This is a genomic window from Paracoccus yibinensis (assembly GCF_030846195.1).
Classification (GTDB): domain Bacteria; phylum Pseudomonadota; class Alphaproteobacteria; order Rhodobacterales; family Rhodobacteraceae; genus Paracoccus; species Paracoccus yibinensis.
This window is the reverse complement of sequence record NZ_JAVCWH010000004.1, coordinates 1-18,603: the sequence shown is the minus strand read 5'-3', so window position 1 is coordinate 18,603 and position 18,603 is coordinate 1. Positions and strand designations below refer to the sequence as shown.

At 62.4% G+C, this 18,603-nt stretch carries 17 protein-coding genes; 13 read left to right on the top strand and 4 right to left on the bottom strand.

The features are described 5' to 3' along the window. Positions 1 to 40: 40 nt before the first annotated feature. The 4 genes from RAH32_RS21525 to acmB all read left to right on the top strand — a co-directional run bounded on the left by RAH32_RS21525 (position 41) and on the right by acmB (position 4,867). Positions 41 to 562 (top strand): transposase family protein, encoded by a 522-nt coding sequence (locus tag RAH32_RS21525; RefSeq protein ID WP_373429704.1) that lies wholly within the window; start codon positions 41 to 43, stop codon positions 560 to 562. Between the two features lie 318 nt (positions 563 to 880). Beyond that, on the top strand, positions 881 to 1,765 hold the full coding sequence (locus RAH32_RS10320; protein WP_306608195.1) for a helix-turn-helix domain-containing protein: 885 nt from the start codon (positions 881 to 883) through the stop codon (positions 1,763 to 1,765). Positions 1,766 to 1,927: 162 nt separating this feature from the next. Beyond that, entirely contained in the window at positions 1,928 to 3,601 is a 1,674-nt protein-coding gene (locus RAH32_RS10315) for a flavin-containing monooxygenase (RefSeq protein ID WP_306607797.1), read from the top strand. Between the two features lie 78 nt (positions 3,602 to 3,679). Continuing rightward, the gene (gene acmB, locus RAH32_RS10310; RefSeq protein WP_101753547.1) at positions 3,680 to 4,867 is read left to right on the top strand and encodes a methyl acetate hydrolase AcmB; all 1,188 of its coding nucleotides are present in this window, start codon (positions 3,680 to 3,682) and stop codon (positions 4,865 to 4,867) included. A 480-nt stretch (positions 4,868 to 5,347) separates the two neighbouring features. Here the strand turns inward: acmB and RAH32_RS10305 are convergent, their stop codons facing one another. Then, positions 5,348 to 6,427 (bottom strand): DUF2332 domain-containing protein, encoded by a 1,080-nt coding sequence (locus RAH32_RS10305; RefSeq protein ID WP_306607793.1) that lies wholly within the window; start codon positions 6,425 to 6,427, stop codon positions 5,348 to 5,350. 295 nt (positions 6,428 to 6,722) lie between these two features. After that, entirely contained in the window at positions 6,723 to 7,640 is a 918-nt protein-coding gene (locus tag RAH32_RS10300; RefSeq protein ID WP_306607792.1) for a LysR family transcriptional regulator, read from the bottom strand. A 142-nt stretch (positions 7,641 to 7,782) separates the two neighbouring features. Here RAH32_RS10300 and RAH32_RS10295 point away from each other — a divergent pair, with 142 nt between their 5' ends. From RAH32_RS10295 to RAH32_RS10260, 8 genes are read left to right on the top strand one after another with little or no spacing between them, the layout of a single operon-like run. Further along, positions 7,783 to 9,096: an MFS transporter gene (locus RAH32_RS10295; RefSeq protein WP_306607790.1), complete on the top strand. Its 1,314-nt coding sequence runs from the start codon at positions 7,783 to 7,785 to the stop codon at positions 9,094 to 9,096. 3 nt (positions 9,097 to 9,099) lie between these two features. Further along, positions 9,100 to 10,212, top strand: coding sequence for a tartrate dehydrogenase (locus RAH32_RS10290; protein ID WP_268942659.1), 1,113 nt, complete (start codon positions 9,100 to 9,102; stop codon positions 10,210 to 10,212). 8 nt (positions 10,213 to 10,220) lie between these two features. Then, on the top strand, positions 10,221 to 11,468 hold the full coding sequence (locus RAH32_RS10285; protein ID WP_306607787.1) for a glycerate kinase type-2 family protein: 1,248 nt from the start codon (positions 10,221 to 10,223) through the stop codon (positions 11,466 to 11,468). Next, positions 11,465 to 12,895, top strand: coding sequence for a pyruvate kinase (gene pyk, locus RAH32_RS10280; RefSeq protein WP_306607785.1), 1,431 nt, complete (start codon positions 11,465 to 11,467; stop codon positions 12,893 to 12,895). The genes RAH32_RS10285 and pyk overlap by 4 nt, the downstream gene beginning before the upstream one ends. Then, complete coding sequence (gene eno, locus RAH32_RS10275) at positions 12,892 to 14,166, top strand: phosphopyruvate hydratase (RefSeq protein WP_306607783.1); 1,275 nt, start codon at positions 12,892 to 12,894, stop codon at positions 14,164 to 14,166. The genes pyk and eno overlap by 4 nt, the downstream gene beginning before the upstream one ends. Before the next feature lie 43 nt (positions 14,167 to 14,209). Then, positions 14,210 to 15,184 carry a tripartite tricarboxylate transporter substrate-binding protein gene (locus tag RAH32_RS10270; RefSeq protein ID WP_306607781.1) on the top strand — a complete coding sequence of 325 codons (975 nt, stop codon included), beginning with the start codon at positions 14,210 to 14,212 and terminating at the stop codon, positions 15,182 to 15,184. Between the two features lie 44 nt (positions 15,185 to 15,228). Continuing rightward, positions 15,229 to 15,711 (top strand): tripartite tricarboxylate transporter TctB family protein, encoded by a 483-nt coding sequence (locus tag RAH32_RS10265; protein WP_306607779.1) that lies wholly within the window; start codon positions 15,229 to 15,231, stop codon positions 15,709 to 15,711. A 10-nt stretch (positions 15,712 to 15,721) separates the two neighbouring features. Then, positions 15,722 to 17,230: a tripartite tricarboxylate transporter permease gene (locus RAH32_RS10260; protein ID WP_306607778.1), complete on the top strand. Its 1,509-nt coding sequence runs from the start codon at positions 15,722 to 15,724 to the stop codon at positions 17,228 to 17,230. A 253-nt stretch (positions 17,231 to 17,483) separates the two neighbouring features. On the opposite strand, the gene RAH32_RS10255 is transcribed toward RAH32_RS10260, so the two are convergent. Together RAH32_RS10255 and RAH32_RS10250 are read right to left on the bottom strand one after the other, a co-directional pair. Beyond that, positions 17,484 to 17,684 carry a hypothetical protein gene (locus RAH32_RS10255; protein ID WP_306607776.1) on the bottom strand — a complete coding sequence of 67 codons (201 nt, stop codon included), beginning with the start codon at positions 17,682 to 17,684 and terminating at the stop codon, positions 17,484 to 17,486. A gap of 70 nt (positions 17,685 to 17,754) precedes the next feature. Continuing rightward, positions 17,755 to 18,003, bottom strand: a complete 249-nt coding sequence (locus tag RAH32_RS10250; protein WP_306607774.1) for a hypothetical protein — start codon at positions 18,001 to 18,003, stop codon at positions 17,755 to 17,757. 410 nt (positions 18,004 to 18,413) lie between these two features. On the opposite strand from RAH32_RS10250, the gene RAH32_RS10245 reads away from it, so the two are divergent. Beyond that, positions 18,414 to 18,603: hypothetical protein (locus RAH32_RS10245; protein ID WP_306607773.1), on the top strand; the 190-nt coding region annotated here is incomplete at its 3' end.

The window sequence follows — 18,603 nt, the reverse complement described above, 5'->3', positions numbered from 1 at the left end:
CGCACTATCCTGAGAACGGGAAGATTCAGGAGGGATAGTGATGATTTCAAGGAAGCACTGGTCGCCCGGTAGCGATGTTTCCGTTCAAAGCGTTGAGCGGCGCGATTCCGGCGGGTGGACTGTATCCGGCAGTCTGACACCAAACGGCATCTGCCCAGACTGTGGATTGCAATCGCGACGTCGTCACGGCTGGCGGCGTAGGCGGCTGCAGGATTATCCCGCCCATGGTGACGGGGTTACGGTAACCCTCTGGGTTTGCCGTTGGCGATGTTTGGCACCCGCCTGCCCGCGCCGGACTTTCTCGGACCAGATCGGCTCGATTGCGCGTCCTTTTGCGCGGCGCACTTCGCGTGTCGGGGAAATTGTCAGCCATCTTGGGCACGCGACCGGCGGGCGGCCTGCCGAGCGGCTCTTGCACCGCTTGGGCCTTGGGGTCAGTGATGACACGGTGCTTAGGCAGCTGAAGAACCGTGCTCAAGATACTGCCGAGCCGCCGACCGTCATCGGGATCCCTTTCGGACGCTATCGGGAAAGGACTCGAAGCGGTGAGCCGCGGGTCTAGAATATGTGTCGCTATGCGGACGAAGCCGCCGTTTGCTTCTTGGCTTCACGCGTAACTAGCAGCCCGCAAAACACGCGACTTTTCCAGGTCAGTGAAGGTGTGAATAGCTTTCGCTCAGGCGTAGTGAGGTCTTACAATCGCGAGCGCTCTGCATGCTTACCTCGCTTCTTAAACTGAGCGGAAAGTAGAATAGCGGTGAATCATCTCGCTTGCTAGAGTGAGAGGATATGAACGCCATTGGTAGCCGCCGAGGGACTTCATCGGCTTTTCGACTCAGAACTTTGAACCCAACGACTGTCGAGATGGAGGATCGGCTTGGTGGGAGGGTTGATTCCCTTTGAGGAATTGCCGGAGTGGGTTCCGGGAAAGGTGCTTCTGGCCAGCGATGGACAGAACTGGAAGAGGGTCGCGTTAAGATCCTATCACTACCAAGGCCAAGATGTCGTCGTACCCGCGATGCGCGACTTCATGCTCGTGAGCTACAGGACCGGCACGACCCCGATGCAGCGTCGTTTCGATGGCCGATGGAAGAAGGAAACTCTGGGACCGGGCGCGGCTTCGCTTTTGACGCGGGCGCAGCAGGCCTACTGGAACTGGCACGAGCCGATCGACGTGACCCACGTTTATCTCTCGGGCGAAATGGTCGCCGAGGTGGCGAGCGAGGTCATGGATTGCGCGGTCAGCGAGGTCACCCTCGACGATGTGCTTCGGGTGGACGACCCGGTCATGTCGAGTGCGGCTGATGCGATTGCCGGCGAAGCACGAAACCGCGCTTTGGGCGGTTCACTCTACGTCGACACCGTGGCACGCGGTCTCATCATTCATCTCCTGCGCCGCTACGCCTCCGTACGCCAGCTTGAGCCTGAGCGCACCGGCGTCCTGACCCCTCAGCAGGAAAAGCGTATCGTTGAGTTCATCGAGACGGAGATTGAAACGCCGCTCGACCTCAAGGTGATGGCCGACGCTCTCAATATGACTCCCTGCCTCTTCGCCCGGCAATTCCGCCGCAGCTTCAACATGCCGGCCTATGCCTTCGTGAAGGCTCGCCGGCTCGAAAGGGCCCGTCGCCTGCTGGCCACCACCGAACTGCCGATCAAGGCAATCGCGTCCGATTGCGGCTTCTGCGACCAGGCCCACCTTACGCGCATGTTTTCCTCGGAGTTTGGCATGCCGCCTGGCGAGTTCCGTCGCCGCGCGCACTGAGTGGGCGACAGAAACATACAAAGATTGGTTGCGGTTCGTTCAAGATCGGCGACCTGCAGCACTGCCAAGCTGACCGGGTGCCGCGACGAAGACCGATTGGGTCGACACTACGGCACAGCCCGTGACCGGCAGGAGGCGGTTGCGGCCAGCTCGGAGGAAATCATGCTAGATTCTAACCAAACCGCCACCGTGGCGGATCGCAGACCTGTGCCCGCCGAACTCGATGCATTGGTCATCGGAACTGGTTTCGCGGGTCTCTATCAGCTGCACCAGCTTCGCGACATGGGCCTCAAGGTCCACGCGTGCGACACCGCGAAGGACGTCGGCGGCACCTGGTACTGGAACCGTTACCCGGGTGCCAAGTTCGACAGCGAAGCCTACATATACCAGTATCTTTTCGACGAAAGCCTCTACAAGGACTGGACCTGGAGCGAACGGTTCCCCGGCCAGCGCGAGATCGAACGCTGGATGCACTACATCGCCGACCGGCTTGACCTCCGCCGTGACATTTCCTTCTCGACCACGATCACAAATGCCAGCTTCGACGAGACGACCGGCCTCTGGACCGTGGAAACCGACAAGGGCGATACCGTCCTCGCGCGCTACCTGATCGGCTGCACCGGGATGCTTTCCGCTCCGCTGGAGGACCGCTTCCCCGGGCAGGCCAGCTTCAAGGGCAAGATCGTCCACACCGGGCGCTACCCAAAGGGCGGTCTCGACCTCGAAGGCAAGCGCGTCGCCGTCATCGGCACCGGGGCGACCGGCATCCAGGTGATCCAGACCATTGCACCCGAGGTCGAGCACCTGACGGTCTTCGTACGCACGCCGCAATACGTACTGCCGATGAAGAACCCCAAATACGGGCCGGGTGAAGCGGCATGGTACAAGGATCGCTTCGACGAACTGAAGGCCAATATCCCGCACACGTTCACGGGCTTCGAGCACGACTTCGAGAACACGTGGGCCGACCTGACGCCCGAGCTGCGCCGCGAGGTGCTGGAGGAGATTCATGCGGACGGATCGCTGAAGCTCTGGCTGGCCTCCTTCGCCGAAATGTTCTTCGACGAAGAGGTCAGCGAGGAGATCTCCGAATTCGTGCGGGAAAAGATGCGGGCCCGCCTGAAGGATCCGAGGCTGATCGACATCCTCGTGCCGAAAAAGGGAGACTACGGCTTCGGCACACACCGCGTTCCGCTCGAGACACACTACCTCGAGGCCTACCTGCGCGACAATGTCGAGGCGGTCAGCGTCCGTGATAACCCGATCGCCGAGATCGTGCCCGAAGGCGTCAGGTTGGAGGACGGCACCGTCTACGAGGTGGACACGATCATCATGGCGGTGGGCTTCGATGCCGGCTCGGGGGCGCTTGCGCGGATCGACATCACCGGCCGCAATGGCATGAAGCTCGCCGAAGAATGGGGCAAGGACATCCGCACCACCATGGGGCTGATGAAGTTCGGGTTCCCCAACCTCTTCATGACCGGCGCGCCGCTCGCGCCTTCAGCCGCGCTCTGCAACATGCCCACCTGCCTGCAACAGCAGACCGAATGGATCACGGAGTGCATCGGAGCGATGCGGGCGAGCGGCCACGACGTGATCGAGCCGACGGAGGAAGGCGAGTCCGACTGGGTCAAGCACCATGACGAGACCGCGAATGCCACGCTGATCGCGAAGACGAACTCGTGGTACACTGGGTCCAACGTGCCGGGCAAACCGCGCCGCGTCCTGTCCTATACCGGCGGGGTCGGCACGTACCGCGACAAATGCGACGAGATGGCCCGGAACGGCTATCCGTCCTTCGCGATGACCAAAGCCGGCGTTCCCGCTGACGCCTGAAATCCAGCAAACGACAAGACCGCCCTGTCCCCGCGACGGGGCGTTCCCAAGACCGGCTTCAAAGAATGGGAGGAAACCATGGGCCACAAATTCAACGCTGATTCCGTCCTGAATGGTGTCGTGACGTCCGATCCACGCGTGCCCGGCGTCGTGGCGATGGTCACGGACCGCGAGAAGAACATCTACGAAGGTGCCGCGGGTGTCCGCCGGATCGACGGTGACACGGCGATGACCACCGACGACGTCTTCGCGATCTTCTCGACCACGAAGGCTATCACCGCGACGGCCGCGTTGCAGCTTGTCGAGGAGGGCAAGCTCGACCTAGACGCACCGGCGAGCGACTACGCGCCCGATATCGGAAAGCTCAAGGTGATCGACGGCTTCGACGACGCCGGCGAGCCGATCCTGCGCGACCCGAAACGCCCGATCACGACGAAGCACCTGCTGCTCCATACCGCCGGCTTTGGATACGACTTCTTCTCCGAAACCTACAACCGGCTTGCGCAGGAGAAGGGCCAGCCCAGCGTCATCACCGCATCGAAGGCCTCGTTGATGACGCCCTTGCAGTTCGACCCGGGCGACAAGTGGGAATACGGCACCAACATCGACTGGTGCGGGCAGGTGGTCGAGGGGATCACCGACAAGCGTCTGGGCGAAGTCTTCCAGAGTCGGATCTTCGAGCCGCTCGGGATTGAAGACATGACCTTCGAGTTGAACGACAGTCTCCGCAAGCGGCTTGCGGGCATGCATGCGCGCGGGGAAGACGGCTCGCTGACGCCGATGGACTTCGAGCTGCCCGATAGGCCCGAGATCCACATGGGCGGGCACGGCCTATACGGCACGGTCGGCGACTACATGAAGTTCATCCGCATGTGGCTGAACGACGGCATGGGGCCGAACGGGCGCGTCCTGAAGCCCGAGACGGTGGTGATGGCCGAGAAGAACCACCTTGGCGAGAAGAAGATCGGCATGTTGCCGGGGGTGATCCCGTCCCTGTCGAACGACGCCGAGTTCTTCCCGGGCCTTTTGAAGTCATGGTCCTATAGCTTCATGGTGAACGACGAGGCAGCCCCCACAGGTCGGCCGGCAGGGGCGTTGGGCTGGGCGGGGCTCGCGAACCTGTTTTACTGGATCGATCGGGCGAACGGGTTCGGAGGCTTCTGGGCGACACAGATTCTCCCATTCGGAGATCCCGTCTCCTTCGTCGGCTACATGGACTTCGAAAGCGCCTTCTACGCCTCGCTCAAGTCTGCAAAAGCTGCCTGAGTTAGACCGTGATCGCCGGCACCGCCGGCGATCGCCCTCCGTCGTTCAAGAGCCGTCTTAGGGCTGGAGAGCGATTGGACGGGGCACGGTCCGAGCTCTTGCTGAATCCAAAGCTTACGTCGTATTTGGGCTCCTCGCGTCGATCTCTTGGTTGCTGAATGTGGCATCTGCCATTGATCACGAATGCCATGTCAGGTTCTGCTCAATGGTGGAAACCCGCGAATAGCCGATCATCAAGACCGAGGGCGATTTCAGTAAGAAAAGTCATCATGAGGAGGAAGTAAGCTTCCCTAGTTTTCCTTACTGAGTAGATTTACTCGGAACTGCCGGGCTCACCAACAGCAACGATGGCCTGGAGCTCTGGGTAAGGAAATCTCCGTTTTTTTTACCTACCTCTCCAGAGCAGAAAGGGAGGGTCTGGCGTCCGTCTCAGCCGATGGAGTTCTTCCGCGACACGGCGCTTGAGCCCCTAACAGCCTCTCACGCCATGAGCGGGTAGCACGGGGCATCTGCGGCTTTCGGCGACCACTCGATCCATCGCCCGTGAAAGTCCACGCGACCAAGGTGCATCTGCTTTGGGCCACTGCCGGCCCACAGTGTTGCAGTCAGGCCTGCACCGGGCGTCCGGGCGTCCGCCTCCAGAGCCAGATGCAAGATCGGCGCGTCAGGTGTCGCCGAGAGGCCGGCCTTACCAAGGTAATCTGCGATTGCTGCTTGCGTTGCATTGGGGAAATACTGCGCTGCGATAGTAGAATACAATACATGCAGCATGCCCTGCCGTGGCTTGGCCAAGCGCTGAGCAAGCCAGGGCGCCGCATCATCTGCATCAGGTAACGTGGACGCGACTGCAATGGCCGCGCGAGTTAGCGTCAGGCGCTCTGGCTGATCAGGCCAAAGATAAGCAAGCAGCCGCAGCGCATCGTCCGGATCTGCCGCATCGAGCGGGGCCAGGTCGACACCACGGCGGTCCACGATGTTGAGGGGGCGAGGTTTCGGGCGTAAAGCTCCACGCCATTCGGGCACGAGCTGCACGATTGCATCCTCAGGCCCATGCGCCACACCGTCGATGGCGACAGAGAAGCGGTCGAGGGACAGGTTCAACCCTGCACTCGCGCCCAGCTCGGACAGCACGAGAGGCCGGTTGCCGATTTCCCCCAGAGACCACCAGATGCCGGCCACGATCGCTGCGGCCCGCCGCACCTCGTTGGTCTGTGGTGCGCGGCCAAGCCAGTCGAGGATGCGGGTTTCATGAACGCGGATGGTTCGTTCCACCTCTGCCCATAGCATATCGTCTGTGGTGACGTTAGGCGGATACACTCCAGCAAGCGTAGGTGTGCTGCCGTCCAGGACAAGGCCATGCAGTGCCCCGGCAAGGCGAAGTGGCACCGAGTTTCCCGATGGGCCAGGCTCGCCCTCCCAATCCAGGCATCGGGCGCCAACCGCATTCTCCTTGGTAAGCCTCTCCCCGATGAGCGGCATCAGTCGAGCCATGAAAGGTGATCCAAGCTGCTCGCAGGCACGACCCTGCACCATGAAAGCATCGCGAACCTTCTGAGCCATGAGGGGCTATTGTCCTTTCAGAACCGATTGCGTGATCTTGGCCTTCATGTGCATGGCTAACAATCTGCATCGTAAGCGAGAAAGTAGTAGCCATCGATAACCGCTTTGTCCGCATAGCTGACAGTTGGCATCGCCTCAAGGAGAGCTGAGGGAGTGTCCGCTGAACCATCCCCTTGCGTACGCCTTTTGGAAGCCTCCGTTTTCTTTATTCTCTCCTGACTATCGACAGTGAAGCATCTGGTGCGTGATCCACCAAGTAATGAAGTTCTTCGCGGCATAGCGCGATGAACCCTGATCAGGCCAAGGCCGAAAGTTCGTCAGTGATCGACAGTAAGACCTCGACCACGGCATCGCGCGAGGGATCGCGTACGTCGCGAGGCCAGACGACATGTAGTGGCAGCTTAGCACGGAAATTGTCTTGGCTTATGTCCAAGGCACAGACATGCGCCCCACGCGGCACAAGCCCAGACCACCACCGCGGCACAATCGCGGCCCCTATTCCTGCAGCCACCATGTTCAGCATGGTCTGCTTTTCATCGGCGTTCTGGATAATGTGCGGTTCGATACCTTCCTGCTCAAATAGCGCTAGGACCAGGTCATAGCTGTGCGGGCGCGACTGCCGGTCTGGGACGATCAGCGGAGTGTCTGCCAAATCTTGTATTTTGACGCTCTCCCGACCGGACAAGGCATGATCGGGCGGCAGGACCGCGACCGGGCTTTCGTGCAGCAGCAAATGTCCGCGCAAACGCCGATGAAATGGCTTCAACCCCGGCCTGACAAGGGCAAGGTCGAGACGGCCAGCCAGAAGCCGGGGGATGAGCTTGATCGACCGTTCTTCGATCAGTTGGATGCGCAGGTCTGGATGAACAGCATGGACGGCTTGTAGAAGCCGCGGCACCAGCACACTGGCGGCCGTGTCGATGGCACCAAGCCGCAGCACCTGACCGGCCTTCCGGCCCAGCTTGCGCCAACGGGTCTCTGCAGCGTCCGCTTGGTCCAGTAGGACACGGGCCTCTTTTAGAACCCGCAATCCTTCGGAGGTGATGATCACTGAACGCGTGGTGCGCTCGAAGATCTGCACACCCAAGCCGTCTTCAAGCTGTCTGACAGAACGCCCTAAAGCGGCGGGCATCATCTCCAATCGGGCAGCTGCACGGCCGAAATGCATCTCGTCGGCCACTGCAACGGCGCAACGCAACTGCTTCAAATCCATGATACCACCGAGTTATGTCCACGTGATGCCACCAGATTATATCATTTCAGTATACAGTTCTTGAACGATTGAGGGAAGACCGGCCGGTTTGGTATTTTCGAGAAGCGCTGAGGAGAGCGCTTTCCATATCCGGGAGGATCACATGAGCGATGCGCTCGAAAAGCGCGTCATGAGAAAAATCTCATGGCGTATTATTCCCTTCATCATGCTGCTCTACTTCATCGCGTTCCTTGATCGCGTGAATGTAGGCTTTGCCGCCATCCACATGAACGAGGACGTGGGCCTGTCGCCCTCGATCTTCGGCTTCGGGGCGGGCCTGTTCTTCATCGGCTACTTCCTGTTCGAAGTGCCCTCGAACCTGGCCTTGGAAAAGTTTGGTGCTCGACTGTGGATCGCACGGGTGATGATCACCTGGGGGCTGATCTCGGGGGCCATGGCTTTCGTCCAAGGGCCGACCAGCTTCTATATTCTGCGCTTTCTGCTGGGCGCCGCTGAGGCCGGGTTCTTCCCGGGGATCATCCTTTATCTCAGCTACTGGTTCCCGGCGAAGAGCCGCGCCCAGGTAACAGCACTCTTCATGGCTGCCGCGCCAATCTCAGTTGCGCTCGGTTCGCCAATCTCGGGCGCGCTGCTTGAGATGGACGGTCTTGCGGGCTGGCACGGCTGGCAGTGGATGTTCGTGCTGGAGGCAATCCCCGCACTTATTCTTGGTGTCGTCGTCCTGTTCTACATGACTGATCGCCCGGAAAAGGCCAAATGGCTGGAGCCTGAGGAGCGCGAATGGCTGTCCGGCACCATGAATGCCGAACGTGCGGCCAAGGACAAGGCCGGGGCCAGCCACTCGATCCTGAAGGGCATGACCGACCCCCGTGTGCTGGCGCTGTCGCTGGTCTACTTCGGGACGTCCGCTGGCCTCTACACGCTGGGGATCTGGGCACCGCAGATGCTGAATGCACTTGGCCTGACCTCGTTCCAGACCGGCCTTGTCAACGCCATCCCGCCGATCTTCGCCGTCATCGCCATGTATACCTGGTCGCGCCACTCCGACCGCACCGGCGAACGCACCTGGCATGTGACGCTCGCCTGCCTGGCTGCTGGCCTCGGGTTGTTCTTTGCAGGCTTTGCTGTGTCTCTGGTCGCGGTCGTGCTGGCTCTGGTGCTGGTGAATGCCGGCGTCAGTGCCGCCAAGCCGCCACTGTGGTCTATGCCCACCATGTTCCTGTCGGGATCGGCTGCCGCAACCGGCATTGCCACGATCAACTCGCTTGGGAACCTCGGTGGGTTTGTGGGTCCCTATGCTATCGGCCTGATCAAGGAAAGCACGGGAAGCTTCGAGTGGGGCCTCTACTTCGTCGCCAGCCTTCTCGTCCTGTCGGCCATCGTCACCCTGATCATTGCAGGCACGGCACGCAAAGACGTTCCTGCTCCTACCTCCACCGCCATTCAAAAAGGCTGAGCCATGACCATTGCACAGAAAGCCTCCAACATGTCCGCTGACACCCGCACCTACCGCATCGCCGCCATTCCTGCAGACGGGATCGGCCCGGAAGTGATCGCCGCAGGCCTGCAGGCTCTGGAAGCCCTGGCCAAGCGTGACGGCAAGTTCGCCTTCGATGTCACCCATTTCGACTGGGGCTCGGACCGCTACAAGAAGACCGGCGCGCTGATGCCAGAGGACGGACCCGAGCAACTGAAGGCTTTTGATGCCATCTTCTTCGGCGCCGTGGGTGCTCCTGATGTGCCCGATCATATCACCCTGTGGGGTCTGCGCCTGCCGATCTGCCAGGGCTTCGACCAGTATGCCAATGTTCGGCCCACGAAGATCCTGCCGGGCATCCAGTCACCGCTGGCGGATGTCGGACCCGGCGACCTGGACTGGGTGATCGTGCGCGAAAACTCGGAGGGCGAGTATTCCGGTCATGGCGGCCGCGCCCACAAGGGCTTCCCCGAAGAGGTCGGCACTGAGGTCGCGATCTTCACCCGCGTCGGCGTCACCCGGATCATGCGCTATGCCTTCACGCTGGCGCAGTCGCGGCCACGTAAGCTGCTGACGGTCGTGACCAAGTCCAATGCGCAGCGCCATGGCATGGTGATGTGGGACGAGATTGCAGCCGAGGTGTCGAAAGATTTTCCGGACGTCACCTGGGACAAGATGCTGGTCGATGCCATGACCGTGCGCATGGTCAAGAACCCGCAGAGCCTTGACACAATCGTTGCCACCAACCTGCACGCCGACATCCTGTCGGACCTGGCAGGCGCATTGGCAGGCTCCCTGGGCGTCGCGCCTACCGGCAACATCGACCCCGAGCGCCGCTTCCCCTCGATGTTCGAGCCGATCCATGGGTCTGCCTTCGACATCACCGGAAAGGGCATCGCCAACCCGGTCGCGACCTTCTGGACCGCCGCGCAGATGCTGGAGCACCTGGGCGAGGCTGACGCCGCCAAGCGCCTGATGACCGCGGTCGAGCAGGTCTGCGCCGATGGCGTCATGACCCCGGATGTGGGTGGCACGGCCAATACCCAGCAAGTCACGGACGCGGTCTGCAACGCGATCCGCGGCGCCAACATCTGAGGCTGACGATGGCGCACGACCCCCAAGAGCTGCTCAAGCGCCTGTTCGGCGCTGCGGTAGACAGCGCCGATCCGGCGAAGACGGTCGCGCGCCATCTCCCTGAACGTCCCCGTGGCCGGGTCGTCGTGGTGGGGGCGGGCAAGTCCGCCGCCGCCATGGCCCGCGCGGTCGAGGCGGAATGGTCTGATGTGACCGGCGTGGTTGTCACCCGCTACGGCCACGCGGTTCCAACGCGGAACATTGAGGTCATCGAGGCCTCCCATCCTGTCCCCGACCAGGCGGGGGCAGATGCCGCGCAACGGATCCTTGCGGCGGTGCGGGGGCTTGGTCCCGACGATCTGGTGTTGGCGCTGATCTCGGGTGGCGGCTCGGCGCTGATGACGGCGCCGGCACCGGGCCTCACGCTGGCAGACAAGATGCAGGTCAACAAGCTGCTCCTGGCCTCCGGGGCGCCGATCTCGATGATGAACCGGGTGCGGCGCAGGTTGTCCGCCATCAAGGGCGGGCGACTGGCCTTGGCGGCAGCACCGGCGAAACTGGTGACACTGGCGATTTCCGATGTGCCCGGCGACGACCCCTTGGCCATTGCTTCGGGACCGACGGTCCATGACCCCGAGGCCGACGCAGATCTGTCCGATGTGGCTCAAATGCTTGGTCCTGATTTGCCCGAGGCCGCACGGCGCTTGTTGCTGGAAGCGCCCGAGCCCTTGCCAGCGTTTGAGGCAGACTATCGTATGATCTCCACGCCGCTTTTGGCGCTCCAAGCGGCTGCGGAGATTGCAAAGGCGGCGGGTGTGACGCCCCTGATCCTGGGCGATGCCATCGAGGGTGAGGCCGCTGCCGCCGGTCAGGTCATGGCGGGCATCGCCCGCAGCGCCGCCCTGCATGGTCTTCCAGTCACAGGTCCGGCGGTGCTGCTGTCTGGAGGCGAGACCACCGTGTCCATCGGCGCGTCCAAGCCGGGCAAAGGCGGGCGGAACACCGAGTTCCTGCTTGCGCTCGCGGTCGCTTTGGACGGCCTGCCAGGCATCCATGCTCTGTCAGGTGACACCGACGGCATTGACGGCAGTGAAGATGCGGCGGGGGCGATCATTACTCCCGATACGCTGGCCCGCGCCCGTGCTGCCGGACTTGATCCGCGTGCCGTGCTGGCCGCGCATGACAGCTACAGCCTGTTCGACAGGATCGGCGATCTGGTGAAGACCGGGCCGACCCTGACCAATGTCAACGACTTCAGGGCGGTTCTTATCCCATGAACATCCAGACCCCATCCGCGCTGCGCCCGCGCCGCGCCAAGATCCTTGCGACCGTTGGTCCGGCAAGCCGCAGCCCCGAGATGCTGCGCCGCCTGTTTCTCGCCGGTGCCGACACCTTTCGGCTGAACTTCAGCCATGGCAGCCACGACGATCACCGGCAGGCCTTTGACGCGATCCGCGCCTTGGAGGCCGAGTTCGGTCAACCCATCGGCATCCTGCAGGACCTGCAAGGACCGAAGATCCGACTGGGGCAACTCTCCGGTGGCCCGCGTGAGGTCCTGGTGGGCGAGACACTGACCCTGACCCTTGGCGCCGGCGAGATCCCCTTACCGCATCCCGAGATCTTCGCGGCCGTTCGCCCCGGCGATCAACTGCTGATCGACGATGGCCGCATCCGGCTGGAGACGGTTGACCATGATGCCGAGACCATCACTGCACGCGTAGTGGCAGGCGGCCGTCTTCTTGACCGCAAGGGAGTGAACCTGCCCGACACGGTGGTTGACCTGCCCGCCCTAACCGAGAAGGACCGCGCGGACCTGCAGTTCGGTCTGTCGCTCGGCGTCGATTGGGTGGCGCTGTCCTTTGTCCAGAGGCCCGAGGATCTGGTCGAGGCTAAAGCTCTGATCCAGGGCCGCGCAGGCTTGGTCGCCAAGATCGAGAAGCCTTCGGCGCTCGACAGCCTGCCGCAGATCGTCTTCGAGGCGGATGCGGTGATGATCGCGCGCGGCGATCTCGGCGTCGAGATCCCGCCCGAGGACGTGCCGGGCCGGCAAAAGGAGATCATCCGCCTCTGCCGCCAGCTCGACCGGCCGGTGATCGTGGCTACCCAGATGCTGGAGTCGATGATTACCACGCCCACGCCCACGCGGGCCGAAGCCTCCGACGTGGCAACGGCCATCTATGACGGGGCGGATGCAGTGATGCTGTCGGCCGAAACCGCCTCGGGCCAATTCCCGGCAGAGGCCGTGACGATGATGGACCGCATCATCCGCCGGACCGAGACGCATCCCTTCTATGCGGCCTCACTGCAGGCCACGGCCCCCCAGGCAGATACCGCAAACCGCGCCATTGCGGCGGCAGCCGTGGACCTCGCGGGTGCCCTTGAAGCCCCAGCCATTGTGGCTTTCTCCTCGACCGGCGCGTCTGGACGGCGGATCGCCTCGCACCGCTCGCCGCGCCCGACGGTGCTGCTGACCGCCGACCCGGCGGTTGCGCGACGCATGGCCCTGGTTTGGGGCATCCGTTCGCTGGTCGATGATGAGGTGAGCGATCACGACACGGTTCCGATCATGGCCGAGGAAGCGGTCCTGCGCCTTGGTATTGGCGATGACCGGCACAGCATCGTTGTGGTCTGCGGCTTTCCCTTCGGCGTGCCTGGCACAACCAACAGCATTCGCGTCACACCCTTGGGGGCAGGCAAAGCATGACCGCCATCATCGACATCTTCGCGCGAGAGATCCTGGACAGCCGCGGCAACCCGACCGTCGAGGTCGATGTGACGCTGGAAGACGGCACGATGGGCCGGGCGGCCGTGCCCTCGGGCGCATCCACGGGCGCGCATGAGGCGGTCGAGAAGCGCGACGGCGACAAGGCCCGCTATATGGGCAAGGGCGTGCTGGAGGCCGTGGCCTCCGTCAACGGCGAGATCGCCGAGAACCTGATCGGCGAGGATGCGACCGAACAGCGCGCCATCGACGCGATGATGTGCGAACTGGACGGCACCCCGAACAAGGGCCGCCTGGGCGCGAACGCGATCCTGGGCGTGTCGCTTGCGGTGGCCAAGGCCGCGGCGGATGCGACGAACCAGCCGCTGTATCGTTATGTCGGCGGCACGGGTGCCCGGATCCTTCCGGTGCCGATGATGAACATCATCAATGGCGGCGAACATGCCGACAACCCCATCGACATCCAGGAATTTATGATCATGCCGGTCAGCGCGGACAACATCCGCGACGCCGTGCGCATGGGGTCCGAGGTGTTCCACACGCTGAAAAAGGAACTGTCGGCGGCAGGCCTTTCGACCGGGATCGGCGATGAGGGCGGCTTTGCGCCGAACCTGTCCTCGGCCCGCGACGCGCTGGACTTCATCCTGCGGGCGGTCGAGAAAGCCGGCTACAAGCCCGGCGACGACATCATGCTGGCGCTGGATTGCGCCTCGACCGAATATTTCAGGAACGGCAAGTACGAGATGAAGGGCGAGGGCAAGTCGCTGACCTCGGCCGAGAACGTGGATTATTTGGCCGCGCTGTGCGCCGATTATCCGATCCTGTCGATCGAGGACGGTTGCGCCGAGGACGACTGGGACGGCTGGAAGCTGCTGACTGACCGTCTGGGGGCATCGGTCCAGCTTGTGGGCGACGACCTGTTCGTGACCAATCCCGCGCGTCTGGCCGAAGGCATCGCTAAGGGCTGCGGCAATTCGCTGCTGGTCAAGGTCAACCAGATCGGCACCCTGTCGGAAACGCTGGACGCCGTGCGCCTGGCCGACCGCAACGGCTATACCAGCGTGATGTCCCACCGGTCAGGCGAGACCGAGGACGCGACCATTGCCGATCTGGCGGTCGCCACCAACTGCGGCCAGATCAAGACCGGCAGCCTGGCCCGGTCCGACCGGCTTGCGAAATACAACCAGCTGATCCGCATCGAGGAGATGCTGGGCGCCACGGCAGAATACGCCGGGAGAACCATCCTGCGCTGATCGCGGCAAGACACCATTCCACATCAACACGGAGGAGAGATTGATGAGGACGTTCAAGGTTACAACGAAAGTGGTTTTGGGCATCCTGCCCTTTATGGCCGGTGCGGCCATGGCGCAGGACTATCCGAGCCAGAACATCACCATTGTCGTGCCCGCGGCGGCCGGTGGGCCGAGCGACACGGTTGCCCGGCTGATTGCCGACAAGATGAGCGCCGAGTTCGGCCAGCAGGTGCTGATCGAGAACATGGGCGGTGCAGGGGGATCGCTGGGCGCGGCACGCGTCGCCAAGGCCGAGCCCGATGGCTATACGCTGCTGCTCTACCATGTGGGCGTGTCGACTTTCGGCGCGCTTTATCCCAACCTCCCTTACGACACCAACACAGCCTTTTCCTCGGTCGGCCTGGTGACGGACGTGCCGATGACCCTTGTCAGCCGCAAGGATCTGGAGGCGGCCGATGTGGCCGGTCTTCTAGACTGGCTCAAGGGCGAGGGAACCGGCGCGACCTTTGGGACGGCGGGTGTCGGCTCGGTGTCCGATCTGTGTGGACGGCAGTTGAGCGAGGCGACCGGGATCGAGTTCACCGTTGTTCCCTACAAGGGCACCGGCCCGGCCATGACCGATCTGCTGGGCGGACAGATCGACCTGATGTGCGACCAGACGACCAACACGGCCAATCAGATCAAGGCAGGTGAGATCAAGCCTTATGCGGTGACCACGCCGGAGCGGATCGCCCTGCTGCCGGACACGCCGACCCTGGCCGAAAGTGGCCTCGAAGGCTTCAACCTCTCGGCATGGCACGCCATCTGGGCACCGGCTGGCACGCCTGACGATGTGCGCAACCGGTTGTCCGAAGCTCTGCAGAAGGCCCTTGCCGATCCTGATGTGATTGACCGTCTCGCGACGCTGGGCACCACTCCGGTCGCGGCCGATCTGGCCACCCCTGCGGCCATGGACGAGCGCTTCACCTCCGAGATCGAACGCTGGTCCAAGCTGCTGGCAGACGCTCCGGCGAACTGATCCATGCGCCCGCCGCCCATCGAGGCGGCGGGTTTGTTGGCGGCATGCGGCGGGGAGGCACCATGTCCACGAAACCAAAAGACCAAACTGATATTGCTGCAGGCCTGTTCTTCATGACCTTGGGGGGCTTCTTCGGCTGGCAGGCCCTGCAAATGGAAATCGGCACATCGCTGCGGATGGGGCCGGGTTATTTTCCGATGGTCCTGTCGGGTCTGCTGTTCATCCTGGGCGCGGTGATCCTGTTCAAGGCCTTCGGGCGCGCCGATGACGAGCCCTTCGGGCGCATCGCCTGGAGGGGCATCCTGTTCATCCTGCCTGCGCCGATCTTCTTCGGCCTGACGGTGCGCGGCCTGGGCTTCGTGCCCGCCCTCTTCATCACCACGCTGATAGCCAGCCAGGCATCGGTGCGGATGCGACCGCTACCCGCGCTGATCCTGGCAATCATCGTCACCATCATGTCGACATTGATCTTCTCTTATGGCCTGGGGCTGCCGTTCCGGCGCTTCGGCCCCTGGCTGCCGGTCTGAGGGGGCACATATGGACCTGTTATCCAACCTTGCGCTTGGCTTCAGTGTCGCCTCGTCGCTGGCGAACCTAGCCTTCTGTTTGATCGGCGTGCTTTTGGGCACGCTGATCGGCGTGCTGCCGGGCATCGGCGCCACGGCAACCATCGCCATGCTGCTGCCCATCACCTTCCAGCTGGAACCCGTCTCGTCGCTGATCATGCTGGCGGGGATCTATTACGGGGCGCAATACGGCGGATCGACCACGGCGATCCTGATCAACATGCCGGGCGAAAGCTCCTCCGCCGTGACGGCCATTGATGGTTATCAGATGGCCAAGCGCGGGCGGGCCGGAACGGCACTTGCCACTGCCGCCTTGGGGTCATTCTTCGCGGGCAGCGTAGCGACCTTCCTGGTGGCGATCTTCGCGCCGCCCCTGACGACCATCGCGCTGAAATTCGGGGCGGCCGAATATTTCAGCCTGATGGTCATGGGCCTGGTGATGTCGGTGGCGCTTGCCCATGGATCGGTGCTGAAGGCGCTTGCCATGGTGGTGCTGGGCCTGCTGCTGGGCATGGTCGGCACCGACGTCTATACCGGCGCGCCGCGTTTCACGATGGGCATGAACCAGTTCGCGGACGGGCTGAACTTCGTGGCCGTGGCCGTGGGCGTCTTCGGCATCGCCGAGATCCTGCGCAACCTGGAAGACGAACACGACCGCCAAGTGATGACCAAGAACATCACCCGCCTGTTCCCCAACCGCGAGGAATTCCGCCAGATGGTCGGCCCCGTCCTGCGCGGCACCGGCATCGGGTCGGTCCTGGGGATCCTGCCCGGCGGCGGGGCGATCCTGGCCTCCTTCGCCAGCTATACGGTGGAAAAGAAGCTGTCGAAGAACCCCGGCGAATTCGGCAAGGGCGCCCTGGCCGGCGTCGCCGGTCCCGAATCGGCCAACAACGCGGGGGCGCAGACCAGCTTCATCCCGCTGCTGACGCTGGGCATCCCGGCGAACCCGGTGATGGCGCTGATGATCGGGGCGATGATCATCCAGGGGATCGTGCCGGGGCCGAATGTCGTGACCGAACAGCCCGCGCTGTTCTGGGGCATCATCGCGTCGATGTGGATCGGCAACCTGATGCTGGTGGTGCTGAACCTGCCCTTGATCGGGCTGTGGGTGAAGCTGCTGACCGTGCCCTATTACGTGCTGTTCCCGATCATCATGGCGATGTGTTCGATTGGGGTCTATTCGGTCAACTCGAACCCCTACGACCTGTTTGCGGTCGCGTTTTTCGGCCTGCTTGGCTATGTCCTGTCCAAGCTTCGCTGCGAGCCCGCGCCCCTGCTGCTGGGCTTTGTCCTTGGCCCGCTGCTGGAGGAGAACCTGCGCCGCGCCATGATCCTGTCGAAGGGCGACCCTACCACGTTCTTGACTCGTCCGATCAGCGCAACGCTGCTGCTGCTGTCGCTGGCGATTCTGGTGCTGGTCTTCCTGCCCCAGATCCGCAAGCGTCGGGAGGAAGTTTTTACCGAAAGCGATGCCTGAGAAAACCGCAGTACAGCGGCCCCATCGGCACACCTGGGTGCAAGCAGACTGATGCAGGTGTGCCGATGGCGATAAAGAGCTATCGCTTGCAACGCCCACTCAGCAAATGACCGGTAGGTCCGCATCCCTGCCGTTTGACAATACTCGGAAAGCGAATGGAGTGACCGTTAATCCATCCCCTTTCGTGACATGCAATTAGGCCTAGCAGATAGAATTCCTCTCTAACGAACTGCATTCTGCAGCGTATAGGTGATCACCAGCTCTTGAACCTGTTTGTAAGCGACATGCGATCGGCATTGACGTTGATGACAAGTATCTTGCCGTCTTCGTGGACCATGCGGACCTCAAAGATGTTGCTGTCCTTTGTCTCTTTAATTCGACCAAGCCGCCATGGCGGGCTCTCGAAAAGCCGAGAAACTTTGGTCTGAGAGTCAGTGAGGATGACGCGCTTCATGATCATGGCAGCGTTAGAATTTTGAGGCCCGGCGACAATAGATAATTCGCAAAAGGGGGATTACCACTGTTCAAACTGGACATTTGCTTTTTTGCGAGCCGCTGTCACTCGCCTTATGGTTCCTGAGAGCGGATGCCAGCGTCCTCGCAAGCACCTGCGGCTTGTCTGCGACATAGAGGCGGTGCTTGAGGCCTTTGTCGCTGACCATGGTCACCCGGGATCGTGCTGCTGTCGGCTGAAGATCAGCAACATACCAGGGCTGACAGGAAAACGCGACGCTCACTCCCGTCTTGACTTTCTTCAGGACGACTGTCTGCAAGATACCTTCCTGTTGATCACCCCGGTAGAGATCCGGGCAGGGTCAGTGTCGATCCAGATGCTGCCGGACACGGCGCATTGCCACTAAAGTTCGCGAATCTCGGTCTTGGTCAAGCCCGTGGCCTCCTCCACGCAGTCTGGCACGTCCGCCAGCTTTGTGCGCAGATTGCGGCCAGAGCTGGTCAGCGCAGTGCGCATAAGGCGCTCATCGGCGTCGTCGCAGGCGCGGGTGACCAGAGATGATGCAGCAAGGCGCTTCAGGACCGGTGTCAGGGTGATCGCAAGGGTTTCTGGGACAGTCTCAGCGACTTCTTCTTTCCCGACGAGGACCGCTGCACCTATGCCGAAAGGCTTTCGCGCGGCTACTTGGTGATCGTGAGTGGGGTGACCGGCGGCGAATATGAGACCCCCATGGACATCCTGGATGACGAGGGCAGCGTGAATCTCGACGAACGTGCCGAAAGCTGGTGTTCCGAAGGCTGGGGCGGTCACGAGGCCAGCTCCTATGCCTCGGGCAGCACGGCATCCGCCTATGGCGCCCGTGCGGGTGCAACGGGTGATCTGGACAGTCCCTATGTTGACGAGGACAGCACGGGCGCTG